The 17724-nt window shown below is 62.6% G+C and carries 19 protein-coding genes and 1 pseudogene; 14 read left to right on the forward strand and 6 right to left on the reverse strand.

What is annotated here, in order from left to right; genetic code table 11:
- Positions 1 to 36: 36 nt before the first annotated feature.
- The gene (locus tag AC2FAN_RS20710; protein WP_265050336.1) at positions 37 to 876 is read right to left on the reverse strand and encodes a type 1 glutamine amidotransferase domain-containing protein; all 840 of its coding nucleotides are present in this window, start codon (positions 874 to 876) and stop codon (positions 37 to 39) included.
- 65 nt (positions 877 to 941) lie between these two features.
- Positions 942 to 1640 (reverse strand): annotated as a pseudogene (locus AC2FAN_RS20715) (type 1 glutamine amidotransferase domain-containing protein).
- A 234-nt stretch (positions 1641 to 1874) separates the two neighbouring features.
- Between AC2FAN_RS20715 and AC2FAN_RS20720 the strand changes: the two are divergent.
- Complete coding sequence (locus AC2FAN_RS20720; protein WP_485176120.1) at positions 1875 to 2804, forward strand: LysR family transcriptional regulator; 930 nt, start codon at positions 1875 to 1877, stop codon at positions 2802 to 2804.
- Positions 2805 to 2884: 80 nt separating this feature from the next.
- Here AC2FAN_RS20720 and AC2FAN_RS20725 read toward each other — a convergent pair whose 3' ends face one another.
- From AC2FAN_RS20725 to AC2FAN_RS20735, 3 genes are read right to left on the reverse strand one after another with little or no spacing between them, the layout of a single operon-like run.
- Positions 2885 to 3292, reverse strand: coding sequence for an NIPSNAP family protein (locus AC2FAN_RS20725; RefSeq protein WP_485176121.1), 408 nt, complete (start codon positions 3290 to 3292; stop codon positions 2885 to 2887).
- Positions 3279 to 3995, reverse strand: coding sequence for an SDR family NAD(P)-dependent oxidoreductase (locus AC2FAN_RS20730; protein ID WP_485176122.1), 717 nt, complete (start codon positions 3993 to 3995; stop codon positions 3279 to 3281). Before AC2FAN_RS20730 ends, AC2FAN_RS20725 begins: the two co-directional genes overlap by 14 nt.
- A 51-nt stretch (positions 3996 to 4046) precedes the next feature.
- Positions 4047 to 4844 carry a shikimate dehydrogenase family protein gene (locus AC2FAN_RS20735; RefSeq protein ID WP_485176123.1) on the reverse strand — a complete coding sequence of 266 codons (798 nt, stop codon included), beginning with the start codon at positions 4842 to 4844 and terminating at the stop codon, positions 4047 to 4049.
- Between the two features lie 139 nt (positions 4845 to 4983).
- Here AC2FAN_RS20735 and AC2FAN_RS20740 point away from each other — a divergent pair, with 139 nt between their 5' ends.
- From AC2FAN_RS20740 to AC2FAN_RS20775, 8 genes are all read left to right on the forward strand, one after another.
- Positions 4984 to 5664 carry a GntR family transcriptional regulator gene (locus tag AC2FAN_RS20740; protein ID WP_485176124.1) on the forward strand — a complete coding sequence of 227 codons (681 nt, stop codon included), beginning with the start codon at positions 4984 to 4986 and terminating at the stop codon, positions 5662 to 5664.
- 228 nt (positions 5665 to 5892) lie between these two features.
- Complete coding sequence (locus tag AC2FAN_RS20745; protein WP_485176125.1) at positions 5893 to 7329, forward strand: ABC transporter substrate-binding protein; 1437 nt, start codon at positions 5893 to 5895, stop codon at positions 7327 to 7329.
- Positions 7330 to 7429: 100 nt separating this feature from the next.
- Positions 7430 to 8338, forward strand: coding sequence for a branched-chain amino acid ABC transporter permease (locus AC2FAN_RS20750; protein ID WP_485176126.1), 909 nt, complete (start codon positions 7430 to 7432; stop codon positions 8336 to 8338).
- Between the two features lie 13 nt (positions 8339 to 8351).
- Complete coding sequence (locus tag AC2FAN_RS20755) at positions 8352 to 9374, forward strand: branched-chain amino acid ABC transporter permease (protein ID WP_485176127.1); 1023 nt, start codon at positions 8352 to 8354, stop codon at positions 9372 to 9374.
- Complete coding sequence (locus AC2FAN_RS20760; RefSeq protein ID WP_485176128.1) at positions 9374 to 10114, forward strand: ABC transporter ATP-binding protein; 741 nt, start codon at positions 9374 to 9376, stop codon at positions 10112 to 10114. Before AC2FAN_RS20755 ends, AC2FAN_RS20760 begins: the two co-directional genes overlap by 1 nt.
- Positions 10098 to 10811, forward strand: coding sequence for an ABC transporter ATP-binding protein (locus AC2FAN_RS20765; protein WP_485176129.1), 714 nt, complete (start codon positions 10098 to 10100; stop codon positions 10809 to 10811). The genes AC2FAN_RS20760 and AC2FAN_RS20765 overlap by 17 nt, the downstream gene beginning before the upstream one ends.
- A gap of 64 nt (positions 10812 to 10875) precedes the next feature.
- A complete protein-coding gene (locus tag AC2FAN_RS20770; protein WP_485176130.1) occupies positions 10876 to 11757 on the forward strand; it encodes a transketolase in 882 nt (293 codons plus the stop codon).
- A gap of 3 nt (positions 11758 to 11760) precedes the next feature.
- Positions 11761 to 12750 (forward strand): transketolase family protein, encoded by a 990-nt coding sequence (locus AC2FAN_RS20775; protein ID WP_485176131.1) that lies wholly within the window; start codon positions 11761 to 11763, stop codon positions 12748 to 12750.
- Positions 12751 to 12818: 68 nt separating this feature from the next.
- On the opposite strand, the gene AC2FAN_RS20780 is transcribed toward AC2FAN_RS20775, so the two are convergent.
- Positions 12819 to 13901 carry a glycerol dehydrogenase gene (locus AC2FAN_RS20780; protein ID WP_485176132.1) on the reverse strand — a complete coding sequence of 361 codons (1083 nt, stop codon included), beginning with the start codon at positions 13899 to 13901 and terminating at the stop codon, positions 12819 to 12821.
- Between the two features lie 135 nt (positions 13902 to 14036).
- Between AC2FAN_RS20780 and gabD the strand changes: the two genes are divergently transcribed.
- The 5 genes from gabD (at position 14037) to AC2FAN_RS20805 (ending at position 17179) form a co-directional block, all read left to right on the forward strand.
- The gene (gene gabD / locus AC2FAN_RS20785; protein WP_485176133.1) at positions 14037 to 15515 is read left to right on the forward strand and encodes an NADP-dependent succinate-semialdehyde dehydrogenase; all 1479 of its coding nucleotides are present in this window, start codon (positions 14037 to 14039) and stop codon (positions 15513 to 15515) included.
- Between the two features lie 362 nt (positions 15516 to 15877).
- A complete protein-coding gene (locus tag AC2FAN_RS20790; protein WP_265050324.1) occupies positions 15878 to 16087 on the forward strand; it encodes a cold-shock protein in 210 nt (69 codons plus the stop codon).
- 136 nt (positions 16088 to 16223) lie between these two features.
- Positions 16224 to 16487 carry a 30S ribosomal protein S21 gene (rpsU, locus tag AC2FAN_RS20795; RefSeq protein WP_265050323.1) on the forward strand — a complete coding sequence of 88 codons (264 nt, stop codon included), beginning with the start codon at positions 16224 to 16226 and terminating at the stop codon, positions 16485 to 16487.
- 16 nt (positions 16488 to 16503) lie between these two features.
- A complete protein-coding gene (locus AC2FAN_RS20800; protein WP_265050322.1) occupies positions 16504 to 16875 on the forward strand; it encodes a DUF6481 family protein in 372 nt (123 codons plus the stop codon).
- Positions 16876 to 16909: 34 nt separating this feature from the next.
- Entirely contained in the window at positions 16910 to 17179 is a 270-nt protein-coding gene (locus AC2FAN_RS20805) for a transcriptional regulator (protein WP_485176134.1), read from the forward strand.
- The last annotated feature ends 545 nt before the right edge of the window (positions 17180 to 17724 follow it).

Genomic DNA, 17724 nt, shown 5'->3' on the forward strand with positions numbered 1-17724 from the left:
GCAGGTGGGAGACTGGGCTATCAGGAATGACGAGGGTTATTTCAGGCGCTTCAGCAGCTCGGCGGCGACAGCCGGGGCGGAAGCCGGATTCTGGCCGGTGATCAGCTCGCGGTCGACGACCACATTCGACGTGAATGGGGTCTTGTTGCTGACGAAGCTGGCGCCGGCGGCCTCCAGGGCGCTTTGCGGATAGAACTTCATCTCTCCGCCGTTGAGCAGGCCCTTCGCCATTTCTTCTTCGTTGTTGCTGATCACCGTGAATTTGTATCCGGCGTAGATCCAGTCCTGCTTCTTCGTGGCGCCATTGGCCTCAAGCTGGCTGGTGAACCCCTTGGCATCAGGCAGGGCCGAAAGCAGCGCGATAGGTCCGTGACAAACGAGCGCCGTGGTTTTGCCCTTGGCATGGAAGTCGGTGAGAAGCTTGCCGAGTTCAGGACTCACCAGGAGGTCCTGCATCGGGGCATGGCCGCCGGGGACAAAGACCGCGTCGAAACGGTCGTAGCCGATCTGCTCCACGCGAGTGAGGCTGATGACGGGCGACTTGGTCGGCGACGTCAGGTTGAGCTTTTCGAGCAGCGCGCTGCTCGCCTGCATCTCCGTCTCGTTGCCGGCGAAATGCATCTTGTCCACCGAGGACTTGTCGAGGGTGGGCGCGTTGCCCTTCGGTGTCGCGAAGGTGATGTCGTGGCCGGCGTCGAGCAGGGCTTTGACCGGCTGCATCAGCTCGTTGAGATAGAAGCCGGTTTCAAAGACCTTCCCGTCCTTCAGGTCGAGGCGTCCGGTATCCGAAAGAACGACCAGGACATTGCCGGCCTGCGCGTTGATGGCGGTCGTTCCCAACGCCAGGGCGACAGCGAGAGTGCGAATGAGCTTCATGATGTTCTCCAAGTTAACGCGACCCGCCGTTCGGCAGGGAGCTCCGTCAGTTCGAGTTGGGATTGTCAGGAGCGGGCGTTCAGCAGATCGCGCAGGGCCTCGCCGACTCCGGCTGCGGATTGCGGGTTCTGGCCGGTGATCAAGCGGCCATCCACCACCACCTTGGCGGTCCAGTCGGGCGCGGGATGATGGTGAGCGCCGCGTGCAACGAGCGTGGTTGCGAGGAGGAAGGGAACCTCCTTGTCGAGCTCGACAGCGCGCTCCTCGTCATCGGTGAAGGCGGCGACATTCTTGCCGGCCACGAGATGGGTGCCGTTGCTCAGCGTGACGTTGACCAGTGCTGCCGGGCCGTGACAAACGGCGGCGACGGCACCACCCGCCTCGTAGATGCTGCGCGTGACGCTGTTCACCGCCGGGCTCTTCGGGAAGTCCTACATGGCGCCATGGCCGCCCGCGAAGAATATGGCCGCGTAGCGCTCGGGCTTCACGTCCGCCAGACGCTGCGTCGTTCGGATGGCACTGCGGAAAGCGTCGTCGTTCCAGAAACGCGCGTTGACGGCGTCGTCGAGATCGAGCCCGTCGACCGGCGGCTCGCCACCCTCGATCGAGGCGAACTCGACCGGAATGCCGGCGGCTTCCAGCACCGCCAGCGGATGCGTCACCTCGCCGAGATAGAAGCCGGTGGGCTCCCCGGTTTCGCCTTTCGCGCCGTGGCTGGTCAGAACGAACAGGACGGGTCTGCGCTGTTCATCGATGTTGGCCATGATTTGCTCCTGAACATAATCATCGTGGACATTTCGGGGTCCGATGACGCCAATCTATTCAGGCCGATTGCAGCGATAAATAATCAGCGATGGAATTGATTTGTTCGCTATGGAGCCAAATGGTAACGCCTCTGTCGGCGCACGCGCGGCTGCCCAAATCCGCGCGAAGCTGAGCGGCGCCAGCAATGGCGAAAAATGCCGGTGTCGAAATCGATTTAGTCGCGAGAGGCAAGAATGGGCAGGCGGTTCGACCATCTAGGGGACGTCGAGGTTTTCGTGACGGTGGCGGAGAAGGGATCGATGACCGATGCGGCGGTCGCGTTGTCGACGACGCCGTCGGTTCTCAGCCGGGCGATCACGCGCCTGGAAACGCGGCTCGGCGCCCAGCTGATGCGTCGGACGACCCGGCGCCTGAACCTGACGGATGCCGGCCGCGCCTATCTCGACCAGGCGCGCAATGCGTTCTTCCTGATCGACGACGCCGAGCGAGCCATTCAGGGGCAGGAAGGGGCGCAACTGAAGGGGCGCATTCGCCTGAGCGTGCCGACGACCTATGGCCATTACCGGCTTCCCGCGGCGCTCGAGGGGTTCGCGAGAGCCTATCCGGAGGTCCAGATCGAGTTGAGCATCGCCAACCGCAACGTCGATCTCGTGGCCGAAGGCTATGATCTGGCGATCCGCCTAGGGCCGCTGCAGGATAGCGGGCTCGTCGGACGGAAGCTGGAAGATGCGCCGCTGCGTCTGGTGGCGTCGTCTGACTATCTGGACCGGGCCGGAACGCCGAAGACGATCGAGGATCTGGCCGACCATCGATGCCTGCCCTTCGTCATGCCGAGCACCGGTCGTTGTGCGCCCTGGCTGTTTCGCGCAGGCGAACGCGACATCGATTGGACGCCGTCGGGCCGTGTCCATGTCTATGACGATGTGCTGGGCGTCGTATCGCTGGCCGAAGCCGGCCTGGGCATCTGCCAGTCCTACGATTTCATCGTGCGTGATCGCATTGCCCAAGGGCGGCTCGTCGAGATTCTGGAGTATGCAAGCGGGCGCACCCGGCCGTTTTCGATCCTCTTCGCGCCGCATCGCCGCCTGTCGGCCGCTACAAGGGCCCTGATCGATTTCCTCACGACGGATAGCGCGGCGCGGGCTTGGGAGGGGGCGAGTTAGGCCGCGCGCCCGAACCATGCGCGCGCGCGACGTCCAACCTGAGAAAGCCCTTCTTTTTCAAGCGATGGAAAGCTTGAGCACTACTGCAAAGGCGAGAACGAGACGGGCGAGAGGATGCGAGTGGCCTGAACATCGATGAAGCCGTCGACGCATTTCAGGTATTCGTGCCACCGCTGGTCCGCCAGCATGTTTTTGCGGCGGGCGGCGCGATCTTCGAAGCTCTCATAGCTCCAGATCGCGACGATATGATTGAGTTCGCCGATCTCGCTGGTGAAATAAGCGACGAGGTTGCCCAAGTGCTCCTTCTGTATCGGAAGCCCATGCTCTCCATAGAGTTGCAGGAACTCGGCCAGCTTGCCGAACTTGATGCGATAATCGCGCTCTTCATAGATCATTGCGTACACCGGTTGTTGCGAGCGGGACGGGAGAGGCCGGTGGTTGGCGGACGCTGAACGGTCGCCAACCGAAGCGGCTTCACGCAATTCCAAAGCCGCCGTCGACGGGGATGATGGCGCCGGTGACGTAGCTTGCGGCGGGCGACGTCAGGAACCCGACGACCTCGGCCACGTCGCGAGGGCTGCCCCACCGTCCGAGCGGAATGCGGGCGAGCAGCGCGGGCGCGCGTTCTGGGTTCTGCAGAGCCCCGGCAGAGAGGCGCGTTTCGATCCAACCGGGAGCTACGGCATTCACGCGAATGCCTTCCGGTGCGAACGCGACGGCGTGAGAGCGGGTCAACTGGACAACCGCGCCCTTGGACGTCGCGTAAGCGGGATTGCGGGGGGAACCGAAATAGCTCCACATCGACGCGATGTTGACGACGGATCCGCGATTTCGCGCCAGATGCGGACGCAATGACATGGTGGCGATGTGCCCTGCCGTCACATTCACGTCCAACACCTTGCGGAACCCCTCAGGCGTGAACTCGCGGTTCTCGTGCAGAATGATTCCAGCTGCGTTCACGAGAACAGACGCATCCGAGCAGGCTTCCGCGAGCTCGGCGAGCGCGGTCTCGTCGGTGACGTCGAGCTTGCGGAACTCGATCGCCGGAGGCAGATTCTCGTCGCGATCCAGCCCGATCGCGATGATGCGCAAGCCTCTCTCGGCGAGCAATTCGGCACAGGCCCGCCCGATGCCGGTGCCTCCGCCAGTGACGATGGCCGTCCCGGCTACAGATTTGTTTTGATCAGGCATCTGCGTCTCCGATGCGGTGAATGTCTTGCGCCGAGGGCAGGATCGCGCGGCCTACGGGTTGAACAGAAAATCGATCAGGAGGCCGATCTGAGCGCGGACCATGTGCTCGCCGAGATGGATCTCGGCACCGGCCTGTTCGGCCTCGGCGAGGAGGCGGGTCTTCGGCGGTTGCATGATGGCTTCGGCGACAAGCTGGCCCGGACGGAAGCCTGAATCCGAGACCGGAAGCGGGTCGGTATCCTTCATGCCGAGCACGGTCGCGTTGACGACGATGTCGTATGAACGGGGATCGGCCGGGCCTTCCGAGGCCTTCTTGCCGGTCATGTCGCCGACCAGGGCCGCCAGCGCCTGAGCCTTGTCGCGGCTGCGATTAGCAATCATCAGAGACGCGATCGGCTCCCGCGCCAATGCGAGCGCGATTGCGGACGCCGCTCCACCGGCGCCGATGAGGAGGACGTTGCGATCGGTGAGGTCGTGGCCCTGGCTCTTCAAGCCCGCGACGAAGCCCTGGCCATCCAGGATTCCGCCTTCGAGCCGGCCATCCTCGCCGCGGCGCACGACATTCACGGCCCGCAGTGCCGCGGCATCATCCGTCAGCTGATCGCACAACTGGGGAAGCGCCGTCTTGTGAGGCACGGTTGCGATGAACCCGGCCATGCTTTCGGAATGCCGAAATGCATCGATCACCGTCGGCAGGTTGCCCGGCGCCACCTGCCAGGGAATGACGATGGCATCGATGCCCCGCGTGGCGAGGGCCGGATTGAGAAAGGACGGGGCGCGGATATGGCCGGCCGGGTAGCCGACCAAAGGGACGAGCCGGGTCTTGCCGGAGATTGATGGTGTCGTCACGAGCGCTCCTCCAAGCGATGAAACACCATATATCATATTTCATTTAGAAAAGGCCGCAAGGGGCATTTTCCGCCACTCGGCCCTCGATTAGACCCGAGACCGGAATATGATATATGAAGACGAGGTCGCGAGGGCATCCATGAAAACGCTTAAGCCAGTCGTAAAAGGGAACCTTTCGGAGCGCGTTTACGAGAATATCCGTGGCGCCCTGATGGAAGGACGCTTTCAACCGGGCGACCGCCTGCGGATCGCGGAACTGGCGGATGAGCTCGGTGTTTCGATAACGCCGGTACGTGAGGCGATCTTCCGTCTGGTCAGCGACCATGTGCTGGAAATGAAGGCAGCGACCGCGATCCATGTCCCCGAGCTTTCTGCGGCAAATCTCGACGAGATCCAGCGCATCCGGATTCATCTGGAGGGCGAAGCGGCGGCCATGGCCGCGGAGCGCATCACCAAACTTGAGTTGGCCAAGCTCGAGCGGATTCAGGCGGACTTCCACAACGCCGCGGCCGTGGATTCACGCGAGGCCGCCATTCAGAATCGCCTGTTTCATTTCGCGCTGATCTCGGCGGCGCGAGCGCCGTTGATTCTGGCGACCGTGGGAAACATGTGGGTGATGATGGGGCCGTTGCTCCGGCGGTTTCACGAGGAAATGCCGCCGCGCGAACTCGGCAGCCGCGATCACAAGCATTTCGAAGTGCTGGACGGCCTGCGGGAACGGAACCCCGAAAAGACCAGGCAGGCGATTCAGGCGGACATCAAGTGGGGCCGCGTGATGATCGACTGGGTCGAGCGCAAGGCGGAGAGCTTGTCCGCGTAGGGCGCTCGGGTAAGCCGGTGAAAACCGGCTTCCAACGATGACCCGGTTTCCAAAGATGACCCCTTGGCCCGGCGGCGTCGCGCCGGCTCACTCGCGAGCCGCTTAGCGAGCCTTGCTTTATAGGTTGGCGGCTCCTTTCGCTGCGGCCCGACGCGCTGCCGGCCGTTCTTGCGGAGCCTGCATCGCGATCGCCTGGCGCCGCATCTCGCCCCTCCAAAGCCAGCGTCGTTGCAGATCCGGCTGTGTTTCGGGCTTGGCTGCCGCGCGGCGAGAATTAAGGCCCCGCACCAACTGACACCTCGCCCCAACCGGCTGGGAAGCGGCGCAGCGTTGACAGCATCTCCGTTCGAAGATATATCCTGTATCATATTTAAAAGAAGATGTGGGAGGAGAGGGTCTATGTCAGGTTTAAATCGACGCATTGTGCTTTCAGCCGCGGCCTTGGCCGCCGGGACGGCCGTTCTAGGGACGGCCGCGCGGGCCCAGGCCGAGAACGAGGTCTCGATCGGCTTCGTCCTGCCGCTGTCCGGGGCGTCCGCAACGATCGGCAACCAGACCAGGCTGGGGGCTGTCGTTGCCGCGGAGCAGATCAATGGCGCGGGCGGGATCAAATCGCTCGGCGGCGCCAAGCTGAAGTTGATATTCGCCGACTCGCAGTCGAAGCCCGATGTCGGCGCCGCGGAAACCGAGCGCCTGATTCAGCGTGAGAAGGTTGCCATGATCGTCGGCGCCTACAACAGCGCCGTCACCTTCCCCGCCTCCGAGGTCGCCGAGCGCTACAAGACACCCTGGCTCGTCACCGGCGCCGTGAAGGACGAGATCACCGAGCGCGGCTTCAAATACGTATTCCGGCCAAACAACAAGGCTCAATACGATGCGCGCGAGCAGATCGACGCCATCGATCTGCTGAAGCAGGAAACCGGCAAGGGCCCGGCCCGTATCGGGCTCTTCTACGAGGGCACCGACTGGGGTCGCTCGCATGTCGCGGCCATCCAGAAGCTCGTGACCGCGCGCGGCATGCAAGTCGTGCTGAACGAATCCTATCCGCCCAACCAGGTCGATTTCTCGGCGCAATTGCTCAAGATCCGCGCAGCGAAGCCCGATGCGATGCTGGTCGTCGCCTATACGCCGGATCACATCCTGTTCTCTCGCCAGTTCTTCGAGAACAAGATCGATGTGCCCTACGGCATTCATTCGGTCGGGGGCGGCTCGGAGGATCCCGGCTTCTACAAGGGGGTTCCGGCCAAGGCTGTCGAGTATCTGTTCGTGCAGGAGGACTGGCAGGTCGACCGGATCAAGGCAGATCCGACCCCGGAGCTCCAGGATGCCAACGCTCGCTTCAAAAAGGAATTTGGATACGAGATCAATTCCTATGGCGCCCAGGGACTTTCGAACCTCTACGTCATCCAGGATGTGCTTGAGCGATCGGCGTCTGCGGACAAGGAGAAGATCCGGTCCGCTCTCGCCGCCACCGACATCACGTCGGGGCCGGCCTTATCGATCGGCTATCAACGCATCTCGTTCGACGAGCAGGGCCAGAATACGCACGCCCATGGCGTCATTTCGCAGAATATCGGTGGCGAAAGACGAACTGTCTGGCCGATGGAAAACCGTCTGAAGGACACCAAGCCGGTCTGGCCGCTGCCGGCCTGGGCGCAAAGATAGCCCTTCCGATCGTTTCGACTGCCGGCCGGGCTCTCTTGCCGCGGCCGGCGCCACTGAAACCCCAGCGAACGCTTCGCCCGTCGGAAAACCGCCGGACGGAATGTTGCGCGACCAGGGGGCGTTTATGGATCCGCTGATTCTTGGGTTTGCCGTGGTCAACGGCCTCCTGATCGGAGGCCTGTACGGCGGAATTGCCCTCGGCCTGAGTTTGATTTTCGGCGTTCTGCGCGTCATCAATTTCGCGCATGGATCGTTACTGATGCTGGCGATGTATATCTCCTATACGATCGTCAGTATAACAGGTCTCCATCCGTATTTTACTGCCATTGCTACAGTGCCCATCCTGTTCGCCATCGGGTATTGTATCCAGGCCTACGTCATTTCGCCCCTGTTCAAACGCGAGCGGGCGCTGGTCGTCGAGCCGCTCAGTGCGCTTCTGCTGACGGCGGGGCTGTTCCTGATCATCGACAATCTGGTTCTGATGGTGTTCGGCCCCGATGTCCGGTCGGTCCAAACGGACATCGCTCTCACTCCGATCTTCATCGGAGACTTCCCGGTCAATCTGGCGCGGCTGATCGGGTGCCTCGCGGCTGTCGCAGTGGCTGCCGGCCTGAGCTTCTGGCTGAAGAACTCGGATATGGGGCGCTCGATCCGGGCGACGGCGCAGAACCGCGAAGCCGCCGCGCTATCGGGCATCAACGTGCCCGTGATCTACGCCGTAACCTTCGGGATCGGTTGCGCCATTCTCGGCCTGTTCGGCGCGCTGCTGCTGCCGTTCTTCTCGATAACGCCGACTGTCGGGCTCTCCTTCGGCATCAAGTCCTTTCTCGTCGTCGTTCTCGGCGGGATCGGTTCGATCGCCGGTTCGCTCCTGGGAGGGCTCGTTCTGGGCGTATTCGAGTCGGTCGCTTCGCAGTTCGTCACGGCCACGTCTGCAGCGATCTTCTCGTTCGGCTTGTTCATCAGCATCCTTCTCGTCCGGCCGAGCGGCCTGATGGGCAAACCCTGATCTCGTCGAGGACATGATGACCTTCAACACAAGGGACGTGAATGCGGTCCTGGGCCTGCCGCTGATCATCGTCGGCGCCGCCCTGCCGCTGTTCGTGAGTGATTCCTATCACCTCCATTCCGCGACCATGATCATCTACTTTGCCTACATGGCCTCGGCTTGGAATTTCGTCTGCGGCTATGTCGGTCAGTTGTCGCTCGGTCACTCGGTATTCTCCGGCATCACCGGCTATGTGACCGTGCTTCTGTTCACGATGACGGGTCTTTCGCCCTGGTTCGGAATGCTCGCGGGCGGCGCGGTTGCGGCGCTTTTGTCCCTGGCGATTGGCTACCCGACCTTCCGTCTCAAGGGGCCTTACTTCACGCTGACGACGATCGCGTTTGCCGAAATCGTGCGGATCTGGATCGAGAACACCGACGAATTCCTGGGCCTGCCTCTCAAGGGCGCTCAGGGATTGCTGGTTCCTCCCGTCGGAGGAGACAGCTTCTACGCGATGCAGTTTGCCGGGAAGACACAGTATTACTACATCATCTTCGGGATGCTGCTTGTCTTGCTCGCCATGACCTTCGTCATGGAGCGTTCGCGGCTGGGTTTCTATCTGAAGGCGATCCGCGGCGATCGCGATGGGGCCGAGGCTATCGGTGTCAATCCGACGCGCTACTCGCTGCTGGCCCTCGCTATGAGCGCCTTCATGACCGGGTTGGGCGGAGCGTTCTACGCCCAGTTCTTTCGCTACATCAATCCGGAACGCAACATGGGGATCGACCTCTCGATCGACATGGCGATCATGTCAATCGTCGGCGGGCAGGGCACGCTTCTCGGGCCTGTGCTTGGCGCTCTCATCCTCCACCCGATCGCGGAGATCGCGCGCTCGATGCTGGGGGGCCATTTTCTCGGCCTTCATCTGGTTCTCTACGGTCTCGCGCTGGTCTTTGCCGTCATCTACTTCCCCAAGGGCCTGATCGACCCGATCGGCCGCTGGTTGCGGACGCCCGCCAAGGTTCGCGCGGATACCGTGAAGGGGAGGGTGCACTGATGTCATCCGCCCCCCTTCTGGAAGTCAAAGGCATTTCGAAGCGGTTCGGCGGCGTCCAGGCCGTGAGGGAGCTGTCCTTCGACCTGCATGCGGGCGAGATCCTCGGACTGCTCGGCCCCAATGGCGCCGGCAAGACGACCGCCTTCAATATGGTAGCCGGCTACCTCAAGCCCGATGCCGGCTCCATACACTTCGGCGGCAAGGACCTTTCGGGCGCCAAGCCGTGGGAGGTCTGCAATGCCGGCGTCGCCAGGACGTTCCAGCTCTCGAAGCCTTTCGGCGGGCTGACTGCGGTCGAGAACATCATGGTCGGCGGCTTCGCCCGGTCGACGGATCGCCGCGAAGTCCGTGACTGGGCAGACGAGATCGTCGGCTTTCTGGACATGCGGCAAAAGCGCGACATCGACGCACACGACCTCACGGCGTTCGACAGACGGAAGCTGGAGCTCGGCCGCGCGATCGCGACCCGTCCCCAGCTGCTGCTGATGGACGAGGTCGTGGCCGGCGCCACGCCAAACGAGGCGGGAGAAATGGTCGAGCTCGTGAAGAAGGTGCGCGATCGCGGCATCACGGTCCTGATCGTCGAGCACGTCATGAAGGTGATCATGGGGCTCTCCGATCGCGTCATCGTCATGGAAAACGGCAGTCTGATCGCGAATGGACGCCCGGCGGAGGTGGTGAAGCAACCCGCGGTTCTCAGGGCCTATTTTGGGGAGAACTCCTTTGGCACCCGCTCTTGAAGTTTCCGATCTCTGGTCCGGCTATGGCGATCAGCAGATTCTGCGCGGCGTAACACTGTCTCTGCCCAGCAAGTCCATCGTCGCGCTCATCGGCGCCAATGGTGCTGGAAAGACGACGTTGCTGCGCACGATCTCGGGCCTCATCCGGCCGACCAAGGGTGACGTCAAATTGCATGGCGAGTCGCTGACCGGCGTCCCGCCTCACGTCGTCGTCGCCAAGGGCTTCGTCCAGTCACCCGAAGGCAAGCAGCTCTTCAGCGGCATGTCGATCCGGGAGAACCTTCTCGTCGGAGCGACGAACACAGCGGCGCGGGCACGGCGTCTCGAGACTTTGCGAGAGGTTTTCGACCTTTTCCCGATCCTCGAGGAGCGCCAGAAGCTCGCCGCTTCGACACTGTCCGGAGGGCAGCAGCAGATGCTGGCGGTCGGGCGAGCCCTGATGGCGCGTCCGAAGGTTCTGGCTTTGGACGAGCCGTCTCTTGGGCTCGCCCCCATTATGGTCGACCGCCTCTTCGAGACGATCGAACAGATCAAGCACCGGGACCTGACGATCCTCATCATCGAGCAGAACGTCTTCCAGGTCCTGCAGATCGCCGATTACGGCTACGTGCTCGAAAACGGAACGATCTCGATGTCGGGCACCGGGTCCGAACTGCTCGGGAACGACCATCTTCGAACGAGTTATCTGGGCCTCTGATCTCCAAGGCCCGGGTCTCTGCGTCTGCCGAAAATGATATATCATATAGCAATGGAGTGATGAGATGGAAACGGACGCCCTTGACCGACAGCTTAGCAATTCGCTTGCGCTGACGGCGGAACAACTCGCGCTGCTCCGCGAGAAGGCGCGGTTCATCCGGCTGGAAACCATACGGCTCATCGAAATCGCGAAGGTCGGGCACTACTCGTCGGTCTTCTCCGCCGCGGAGATCTTCGCGGCGCTCTACTACGACGTCATGAGCCTCCGCCAGGGCGAGCCGAAATGGGAGGATCGCGATCGGTTCCTGATGGGAAAAGGGCATGCCGCGGTCGGCCTTTACCCGATCTTCGCCGAGCTGGGTTTCATCACGAAGGAGTTGCTCGACGGCTATACCCGTCTTGGCAATCCGCTCGGCGATCATCCCGACATGCGCAAGGTTCCGGGCGTCGACTTCTCGTCGGGCTCCATCGGGCACGCTCTCTCGAACGGTGCCGGCATTGCGTGGGGCGGGCGTCTGCAGAACCGGGATTTCACGACCTTCGTCATGGTCGGCGACGGTGAGATGCAGGAAGGGCAGGTCTGGGAGGCCGCTCAGTTCGCCTCCCATCACAGGCTGTCGCGGCTGGTTGCGATCGTCGATCGAAACGGCTTCCAGCTGGACGGTTCGGTCGACGACGTCATCGGCGTCGAGCCGCTCGACGAGCGTTGGCGCGCGTTCGGCTGGGAGACCCACGTGGTCGACGGCCACAACCTGAATGAACTGACCGCGCTTCTGCGGCGGGTGAAGGCCGACGCGGGGAGGACGCAGCCCTGCTGCATCATTGCGAAGACGGTCAAGGGAAAGGGCGTTTCGTTCATGGAAACGGAACCCGGCTGGCACCTGGGCTACCTCGATCCGGCCGATGCCGAACGCGTACGCCAAGAAATCCTCGCCACGGAGATTTGATCAATGTCGCAGCCCATGTCGCCGAATTCCTGGCAGTATCGCGCGCTCAACGCCATTACGCCGGGCCTGAACCATTTTTCGGACGCGCTCATTCACCTCGCTGACGCCGGGCATCCGGTAATCGCGGGATCCGCCGATCTGCAGTATTCGAACGGGCTCAACAAGTTCGCCAGCCATTATCCGGATCGCTATATCCAGTTCGGCATTTCAGAGCAGAACATGGTGTCGGCCGCTGCCGGATTGGCGACGACCGGCTACATGCCGTTCGTGGCGACCTTCGCGTCCTTCCTCGGACTGCTCTGCTGCGAGCAGATTCGCATGGATGTGGCCTATGGCGGCCAGCCGGTGAGGCTGATCGGGCATCACACCGGCATTTCCCTCGGATTCTATGGCACGTCCCATCACGCGACCGAGGACATCGCGACGATGCGCTCGATCGCTGATCTGACGGTCATCTCTCCGGCCGATGGCCCACAGTTCGAAGCCGCGCTCAAGGCTTCCGCCGATTGGCCCGAGCCGATCTACTTCAGGATCGGTCGCGGCCGCGAGCCGGAGGTCTACTCCTCCGATACGCCGTTCACGATCGGCAAGGCCATCGAGCACGGGATCGGCGAGGAACTCACGATCATCGCCTGCGGCCTGCCGGTTTCCTCGGCGCTTGCAGCAGCCGAGAAGCTGAACGGCGAAGGCCGTTCGGTCGGCGTGATCGATATGGCGACGATCAAGCCGCTCGACCGCGCAGCCATTCTGAAAGCCGCGTCCCGGTCGAAGATCCTGATGACGGCCGAAGAGCACAATGTGCTCGGCGGGCTGGGGGCTGCGGTGGCCGAGGTCCTGGCTGACGAGGGAGCGGGCATCAAGCTGGTGCGGCACGGCATCCATGACGAGTACAGCCTGATTGCCCCGCCGACCCATCTCTGCGCGCACTACAAACTCGACGCCGGCGGTATCGAGAGCGTCGCGCGGGAGACGCTCGCAAAGATCAAATCCTGAAGCATGACATCGAAAGAGCCCTGATGGGCTCTTTCGTGTTTTTTTGGGCTGTCGGCGTGGCGCTCCGCTCAGATCGGAGTCGCGTGCCGGAACGTGTCCAGGCAGGCCGCCAGCTCTTCTGCGGACAAAGCCCGCTTGAAATTCCTGACATGGGGCGCCGTCAGGGTCCGCCCTGCGGCTTCCATGAGCGAGGCCTGCGAAGCTTCGGCCGCTCCGAGATCAGCCAGGCTGCGTGGCAGGCCGACCGTCCGGTACCACTCGGCCAGCTCGGCGACGATCGCGTCATCCCGCTTTTCGAGCGTCAACTGGATCAGGAGCCCGAAGGCGACCTGCAGCCCATGCATCGCCCCTGCGACACCCGGAACGGCCGGCCAACCCCGCGTCAACGCGTGAGCGATCGACAGGCCGCCGCTCTCGAAGCCCAGGCCGCTGAGCAACAGGGTGGCTTCCACGGCTCGCTCGAATGCAGGCGTCGGGCTTCCCGAGCCTGCACAATCCAGCGCGGCCGCGGCATCGGCCCGGAGTATGCGATAGCAGCCGTCAGCGAGCAGCTGCGCCGCGAGAGTCGAATGTTCCCCGAACATATTCGCGCCGCCTGCCGCGAACGCCTGTTCCGCCTCGAACTTCTTGGAGATCGCATCCCCGATCCCGGCAAGAAACAGATGCTTCGGTGCTTTGGACAGCAGCAATGTGTCGACCACGACGTAGTCCGGATTGGAAGCCAGGTGCTCCACGGCGACGAGCTGATGCCGGTCATCGTAGATCACGTAGTTCTTGCTCGTGGGTGAGTCGTTGGAGGCGACGGTGGGCACCGTGATGAGACGCGTCTTGAGGGCGTTGGCCACGGCCTTGCCGATGTCGATGCTTTTGCCGCCGCCCGCGGCGATGACGAGATCGGGCGCATGAGCGCGCACGCTTTCGACGACGGCGGCAATCTTCTGATGCGTGACCTCGCCTTCGACCAGGGAGAGCTGGGCGTCGACCTGCTCCTCGGCGCATAATCGCAGAACTCTCTCGCCGATCATCTTGCCGACTAACGGATCCGAGACGACCGCTGCACGCCGCCCTAGCCTCGCCGCGAAAGCTCCGAGACCGCTGAGCGCGTCCGGTCCCTGAACGTAACGGCTTGGCGCACCAAAAATCTTGAGCACAGGCTATCTCCTCGTTTCAATAAATATCATATATCATTAGGGGCGCCCGATGGACTAGATGCCCGGGACGCGCATCGGCATCGCGGCAGGCGGAAGTCTGCCTCGGCGAGGACACGGCAAGTGAGGAGCACGCATATGGCCGACGAAACATTTCTGGCGACGCTCAAGGATCGCTCTCTGTTCCGCGAGGCGAACTATATCGACGGCGCGTGGCTGGAGGCCGATTCGGGGCGGAGCATCTCGGTCACCAATCCGGCCACTGGAGCTGCAATAGGCCGGGTGCCCTCGCTCGGCGCGAAGGAGACGGCCCGCGCGATCGCGGCGGCCAAGCGCGCCCAGCCGGCCTGGCGCGCGCTGACGGCGCAGGAGCGCGCAGTGAAACTGCGGCGCCTCTTCGCGCTGATGATGGAGAATCAGGAAGACCTCGCCCGGATCATGACGGCGGAGCAAGGGAAGCCCCTGGCCGAGAGCCGCAATGAAATCGCTTATGCCGCCAGCTTCATCGAATGGTTCGCGGAAGAGGGAAAGCGCATCTACGGGGATACCATTCCCCAGCATCTCCCCGGCCGCCGCATCATCGTGCAGAAGGAGCCGATCGGCGTCTTCGCGGCGATCACACCCTGGAACTTTCCGGCTGCGATGATCACGCGCAAGGCCGGCCCCGGCTGGGCTGCGGGCTGCGCAGGCGTGCTGCGCCCGGCGAGCCAGACGCCGTTCTCGGCGATTGCGATCGCTGTCCTGGCGGAGCGAGCGGGCTTTCCGGCGGGCGTTTGTAACGTCATCACAGGGCCGGGCAGCGAAATCGGCGGCGAGATGACCTCGAATCGCGATGTGCGCAAGTTTTCCTTCACGGGGAGCACCGAGGTTGGAGCGGCCCTGCTGGCGCAGTGCGCCCCGACGATCAAGAAGACCAGCATGGAACTGGGCGGCAATGCGCCCTTCATCGTCTTCGACGACGCCGACCTCGACGCGGCGGTCGAAGGCGCGTTGATTTCGAAATACCGCAATGCCGGCCAGACTTGCGTCTGTGCCAACCGGTTGCTGGTACAGGACGGAATCTATGACGCCTTTGCCGCCAGGCTGAAAAAGGCGGTCGAGGCGATGAAGGTCGGCGATGGCTTCGGTGACGGCGTGGCCGTCGGCCCGCTGATCGACGAGGCCGCCGTCCGTAAAGCTGAAGATCACGTCGCCGATGCGCTCGGCCGCGGCGCGTCAGTCATCACGGGCGGGAAGCGCCATGCGCTTGGCGGCAGCTTCTTCACGCCGACGATCCTGGTCGACGTCCCGCGGGAAGCCAGGATATTCCGCGAGGAGACTTTCGGACCGGTGGCGCCGCTGTTCCGCTTCAAGACGGAGGCGGAGGCGATCGAGATGGCCAACGATACCGAGTTCGGCCTGGCGTCCTATTTCTATAGTCGCGATATCGGCCGGATCCTGCGCGTGGCGGAAGCCCTCGAATACGGAATGGTCGGTATCAACGAGGGGCTGATCTCGACAGCCGTCGCGCCATTCGGCGGGGTCAAGTCTTCCGGACTCGGCCGCGAAGGATCAAAATACGGAATCGAGGACTATCTCGAAATCAAGTATCTCTGCCTGGGCGGCATCGATGCCTAGAGGGCTTTCGCCGACGGCGTGGGCCCGACTCACAGATCGGGCGCTCCAGATGGCTTTGAGGCGCCTTGCTGCAGCGTAGCGGGCCGGCGTCATCCGCTTCGCTCTCGCGCGTAATGCTGCTAAACAGCAGCAATCCAGTGTTTCTTTCCGAGCGATAAGCTCCGCGAGGAACCCGTCCGGAATTGTCACGAGAACAGTCAGGTTTGACAAAGTCACGTGTTGGGCTCATGTTGCGGCAATCGATCTAGGCCGAACGAATTGGCCCCGCGCCCTATTGCGCACCGCTGACGAACTTCCTGCTCAAATCGAAACATGCGTGGCGTCCGCTGCGTATGCACGGTCGCTTTTTACAGGAGGTCAGCATGGCCCGCGGCACGGTTAAGTGGTTCAATAACGACAAGGGCTTTGGTTTCATCCAGCCCGAAGACGGCGGCCAGGACGCTTTCGTCCATATCAGCGCTGTCGAGCGCGCTGGTCTGCGCACGCTCAAGGAAGGCCAGAAGGTCTCCTACGAGCTGGTGCAGGACAAGCGCTCCGGCAAGGTTTCTGCGGATAATCTGCAGGCCGAGTGAGTCGAGACGCCGTCCGGCGCGATAATCGAGATGTGTGGCGACCGCGGATGTACCGGCGCCTAATTCGATAAAGCGACGGATGGTCACGGAGGGTCGGGATAGCCCGGCCCTTTTCTTTTACCAGAAGGATATCCGAATGCAGGTTCTCGTTCGCGACAACAATGTCGAGCAGGCGCTCCGCGTCCTCAAAAAGAAGATGCAGCGCGAGGGCGTGTTTCGCGAAATGAAGGCTCGTCGTTCCTACGAGAAGCCGTCTGAACGCCGCACCCGTGAAAAAGCTGAAGCCGTCCGCCGCGCCCGCAAGGCAGCGCGCAAGCAGGCCCAGCGCGAGGGATTGATCCCGACTCCCAAGCGTGCAGAGCGTCCCGCTCGCCCGCCGCGTCCCGCCGCGCTGGCGTGATAGCGAGGAAACAGGCTTGAGCTTCAACCCGCAGAATTTCACGGATCGTCGGGCTCATTCGGCCAGCGCAAAGAAAGCGCTTCTCGAACGCTTCCAGGCTCGCCCGAAGGCGGATGACCCGATCATGGTTCAACGCCGCGCCGAGCGGGAAGCTTTGGCCGGGGCGCGAGCCGAACGGGAGAGCGAGAAGGCCAGGATCCGCGCTGAAGAGGAACGTCTCGCAGCGGCCGAACGTGAGCGTATCGCCGAAGAAGAACGCCAGGAAGAACGGGCTCGCGAAGTAGCCCGCGCGGCCGAACGAGCCAGAATCGAAGCTGATCGTCCGCGCAAAGTGCTTCTCGAAGCGGTCCAGTACATGCAAACGCGTGCTGCCGGAAAGCGCCGCTGACAGCTGGCGTTTAAGAGCGCCAAGGAGTTCTGCGATGTCGACCAAGCGGATTTCGTCAGACGAAGCTCAGTTGCGAGCGCAGAGCAGAGCAACGCTTGCGGCGCAACGTCGTGTCGAGGCGGACAGCGCGCTCGAAGCTCTGCGGATCGAACAGGCTGCGGTTCGGGATCGGACCGCCAAGTTGCGCGCGCTCCGGCTGGCAAAAGAGGCGGCCGAGGCCGAAGCCGCTGCTGCGGTTGCAGCCAGTGCGCCGCGCGCGCCTGCCGCAAAAAGCACTGTCCGGCGGAGTCGCATCGCCCGATAATTCGACAATCGGGAGATGGCTATCGATACCGCCTTACGATCAGGCCCATCTCAGTGTTGGGCGTGACCGGCCTGCTGGAGCGATGGCTCTGCTCGACCGTATATTGCGGCCGTTCAATATGCTAAAAGAAGCAACGCAGGCCATTGACAGGCGCCCCCGCCGTGCCGCTCGGCATGGCGTTGCCGTCAATCGAAGACAGTAGATTATCTGACCAACCGGTTTGGCCGACGCCAACGTTGATTAGCCACAATGACTCGCTATCCATAGCGGTCGACAGAGCAATCAGCTGGCATTGCCTCCAAGCGAGGCGCCGGCCTCACTCCCTCGAAAAATCGATCGCTGTGCGCAGCTCCTTGGGAGCTTTCGGTGCGGCGATTTTACAAGGCGCGACGGCAAAGCCGTGCGCCATCGGATTGATATGAAAAACATCACGCGACTTAAACAGATCAAAAAGCAGCAGCCCGTTGCAGTTCCGCAAAATGTATTGCCGCCTAAGTCTTCTCCGAACTGGAAACCCCAATCTTCCACCTTATCCCGGGCAGAGC

The organism is Allobosea sp. RIT-PG3_2 (assembly GCF_057321085.1).

What these genes read in the sequence shown, in the direction of transcription:
- AC2FAN_RS20710 (WP_265050336.1), bottom strand. Translation starts at nt 876, where the DNA reads ATGAAGCTCATTCGCACTCTCGCTGTCGCCCTGGCGTTGGGAACGACC.
- AC2FAN_RS20720 (WP_485176120.1), top strand. Translation starts at nt 1,875, where the DNA reads ATGGGCAGGCGGTTCGACCATCTAGGGGACGTCGAGGTTTTCGTGACG.
- AC2FAN_RS20730 (WP_485176122.1), bottom strand. Translation starts at nt 3,995, where the DNA reads ATGCCTGATCAAAACAAATCTGTAGCCGGGACGGCCATCGTCACTGGC.
- AC2FAN_RS20740 (WP_485176124.1), top strand. Translation starts at nt 4,984, where the DNA reads ATGAAAACGCTTAAGCCAGTCGTAAAAGGGAACCTTTCGGAGCGCGTT.
- AC2FAN_RS20750 (WP_485176126.1), top strand. Translation starts at nt 7,430, where the DNA reads ATGTTGCGCGACCAGGGGGCGTTTATGGATCCGCTGATTCTTGGGTTT.
- AC2FAN_RS20755 (WP_485176127.1), top strand. Translation starts at nt 8,352, where the DNA reads ATGATGACCTTCAACACAAGGGACGTGAATGCGGTCCTGGGCCTGCCG.
- AC2FAN_RS20760 (WP_485176128.1), top strand. Translation starts at nt 9,374, where the DNA reads ATGTCATCCGCCCCCCTTCTGGAAGTCAAAGGCATTTCGAAGCGGTTC.
- AC2FAN_RS20770 (WP_485176130.1), top strand. Translation starts at nt 10,876, where the DNA reads ATGGAAACGGACGCCCTTGACCGACAGCTTAGCAATTCGCTTGCGCTG.
- AC2FAN_RS20775 (WP_485176131.1), top strand. Translation starts at nt 11,761, where the DNA reads ATGTCGCAGCCCATGTCGCCGAATTCCTGGCAGTATCGCGCGCTCAAC.
- gabD (WP_485176133.1), top strand. Translation starts at nt 14,037, where the DNA reads ATGGCCGACGAAACATTTCTGGCGACGCTCAAGGATCGCTCTCTGTTC.
- AC2FAN_RS20790 (WP_265050324.1), top strand. Translation starts at nt 15,878, where the DNA reads ATGGCCCGCGGCACGGTTAAGTGGTTCAATAACGACAAGGGCTTTGGT.
- rpsU (WP_265050323.1), top strand. Translation starts at nt 16,224, where the DNA reads ATGCAGGTTCTCGTTCGCGACAACAATGTCGAGCAGGCGCTCCGCGTC.
- AC2FAN_RS20805 (WP_485176134.1), top strand. Translation starts at nt 16,910, where the DNA reads ATGTCGACCAAGCGGATTTCGTCAGACGAAGCTCAGTTGCGAGCGCAG.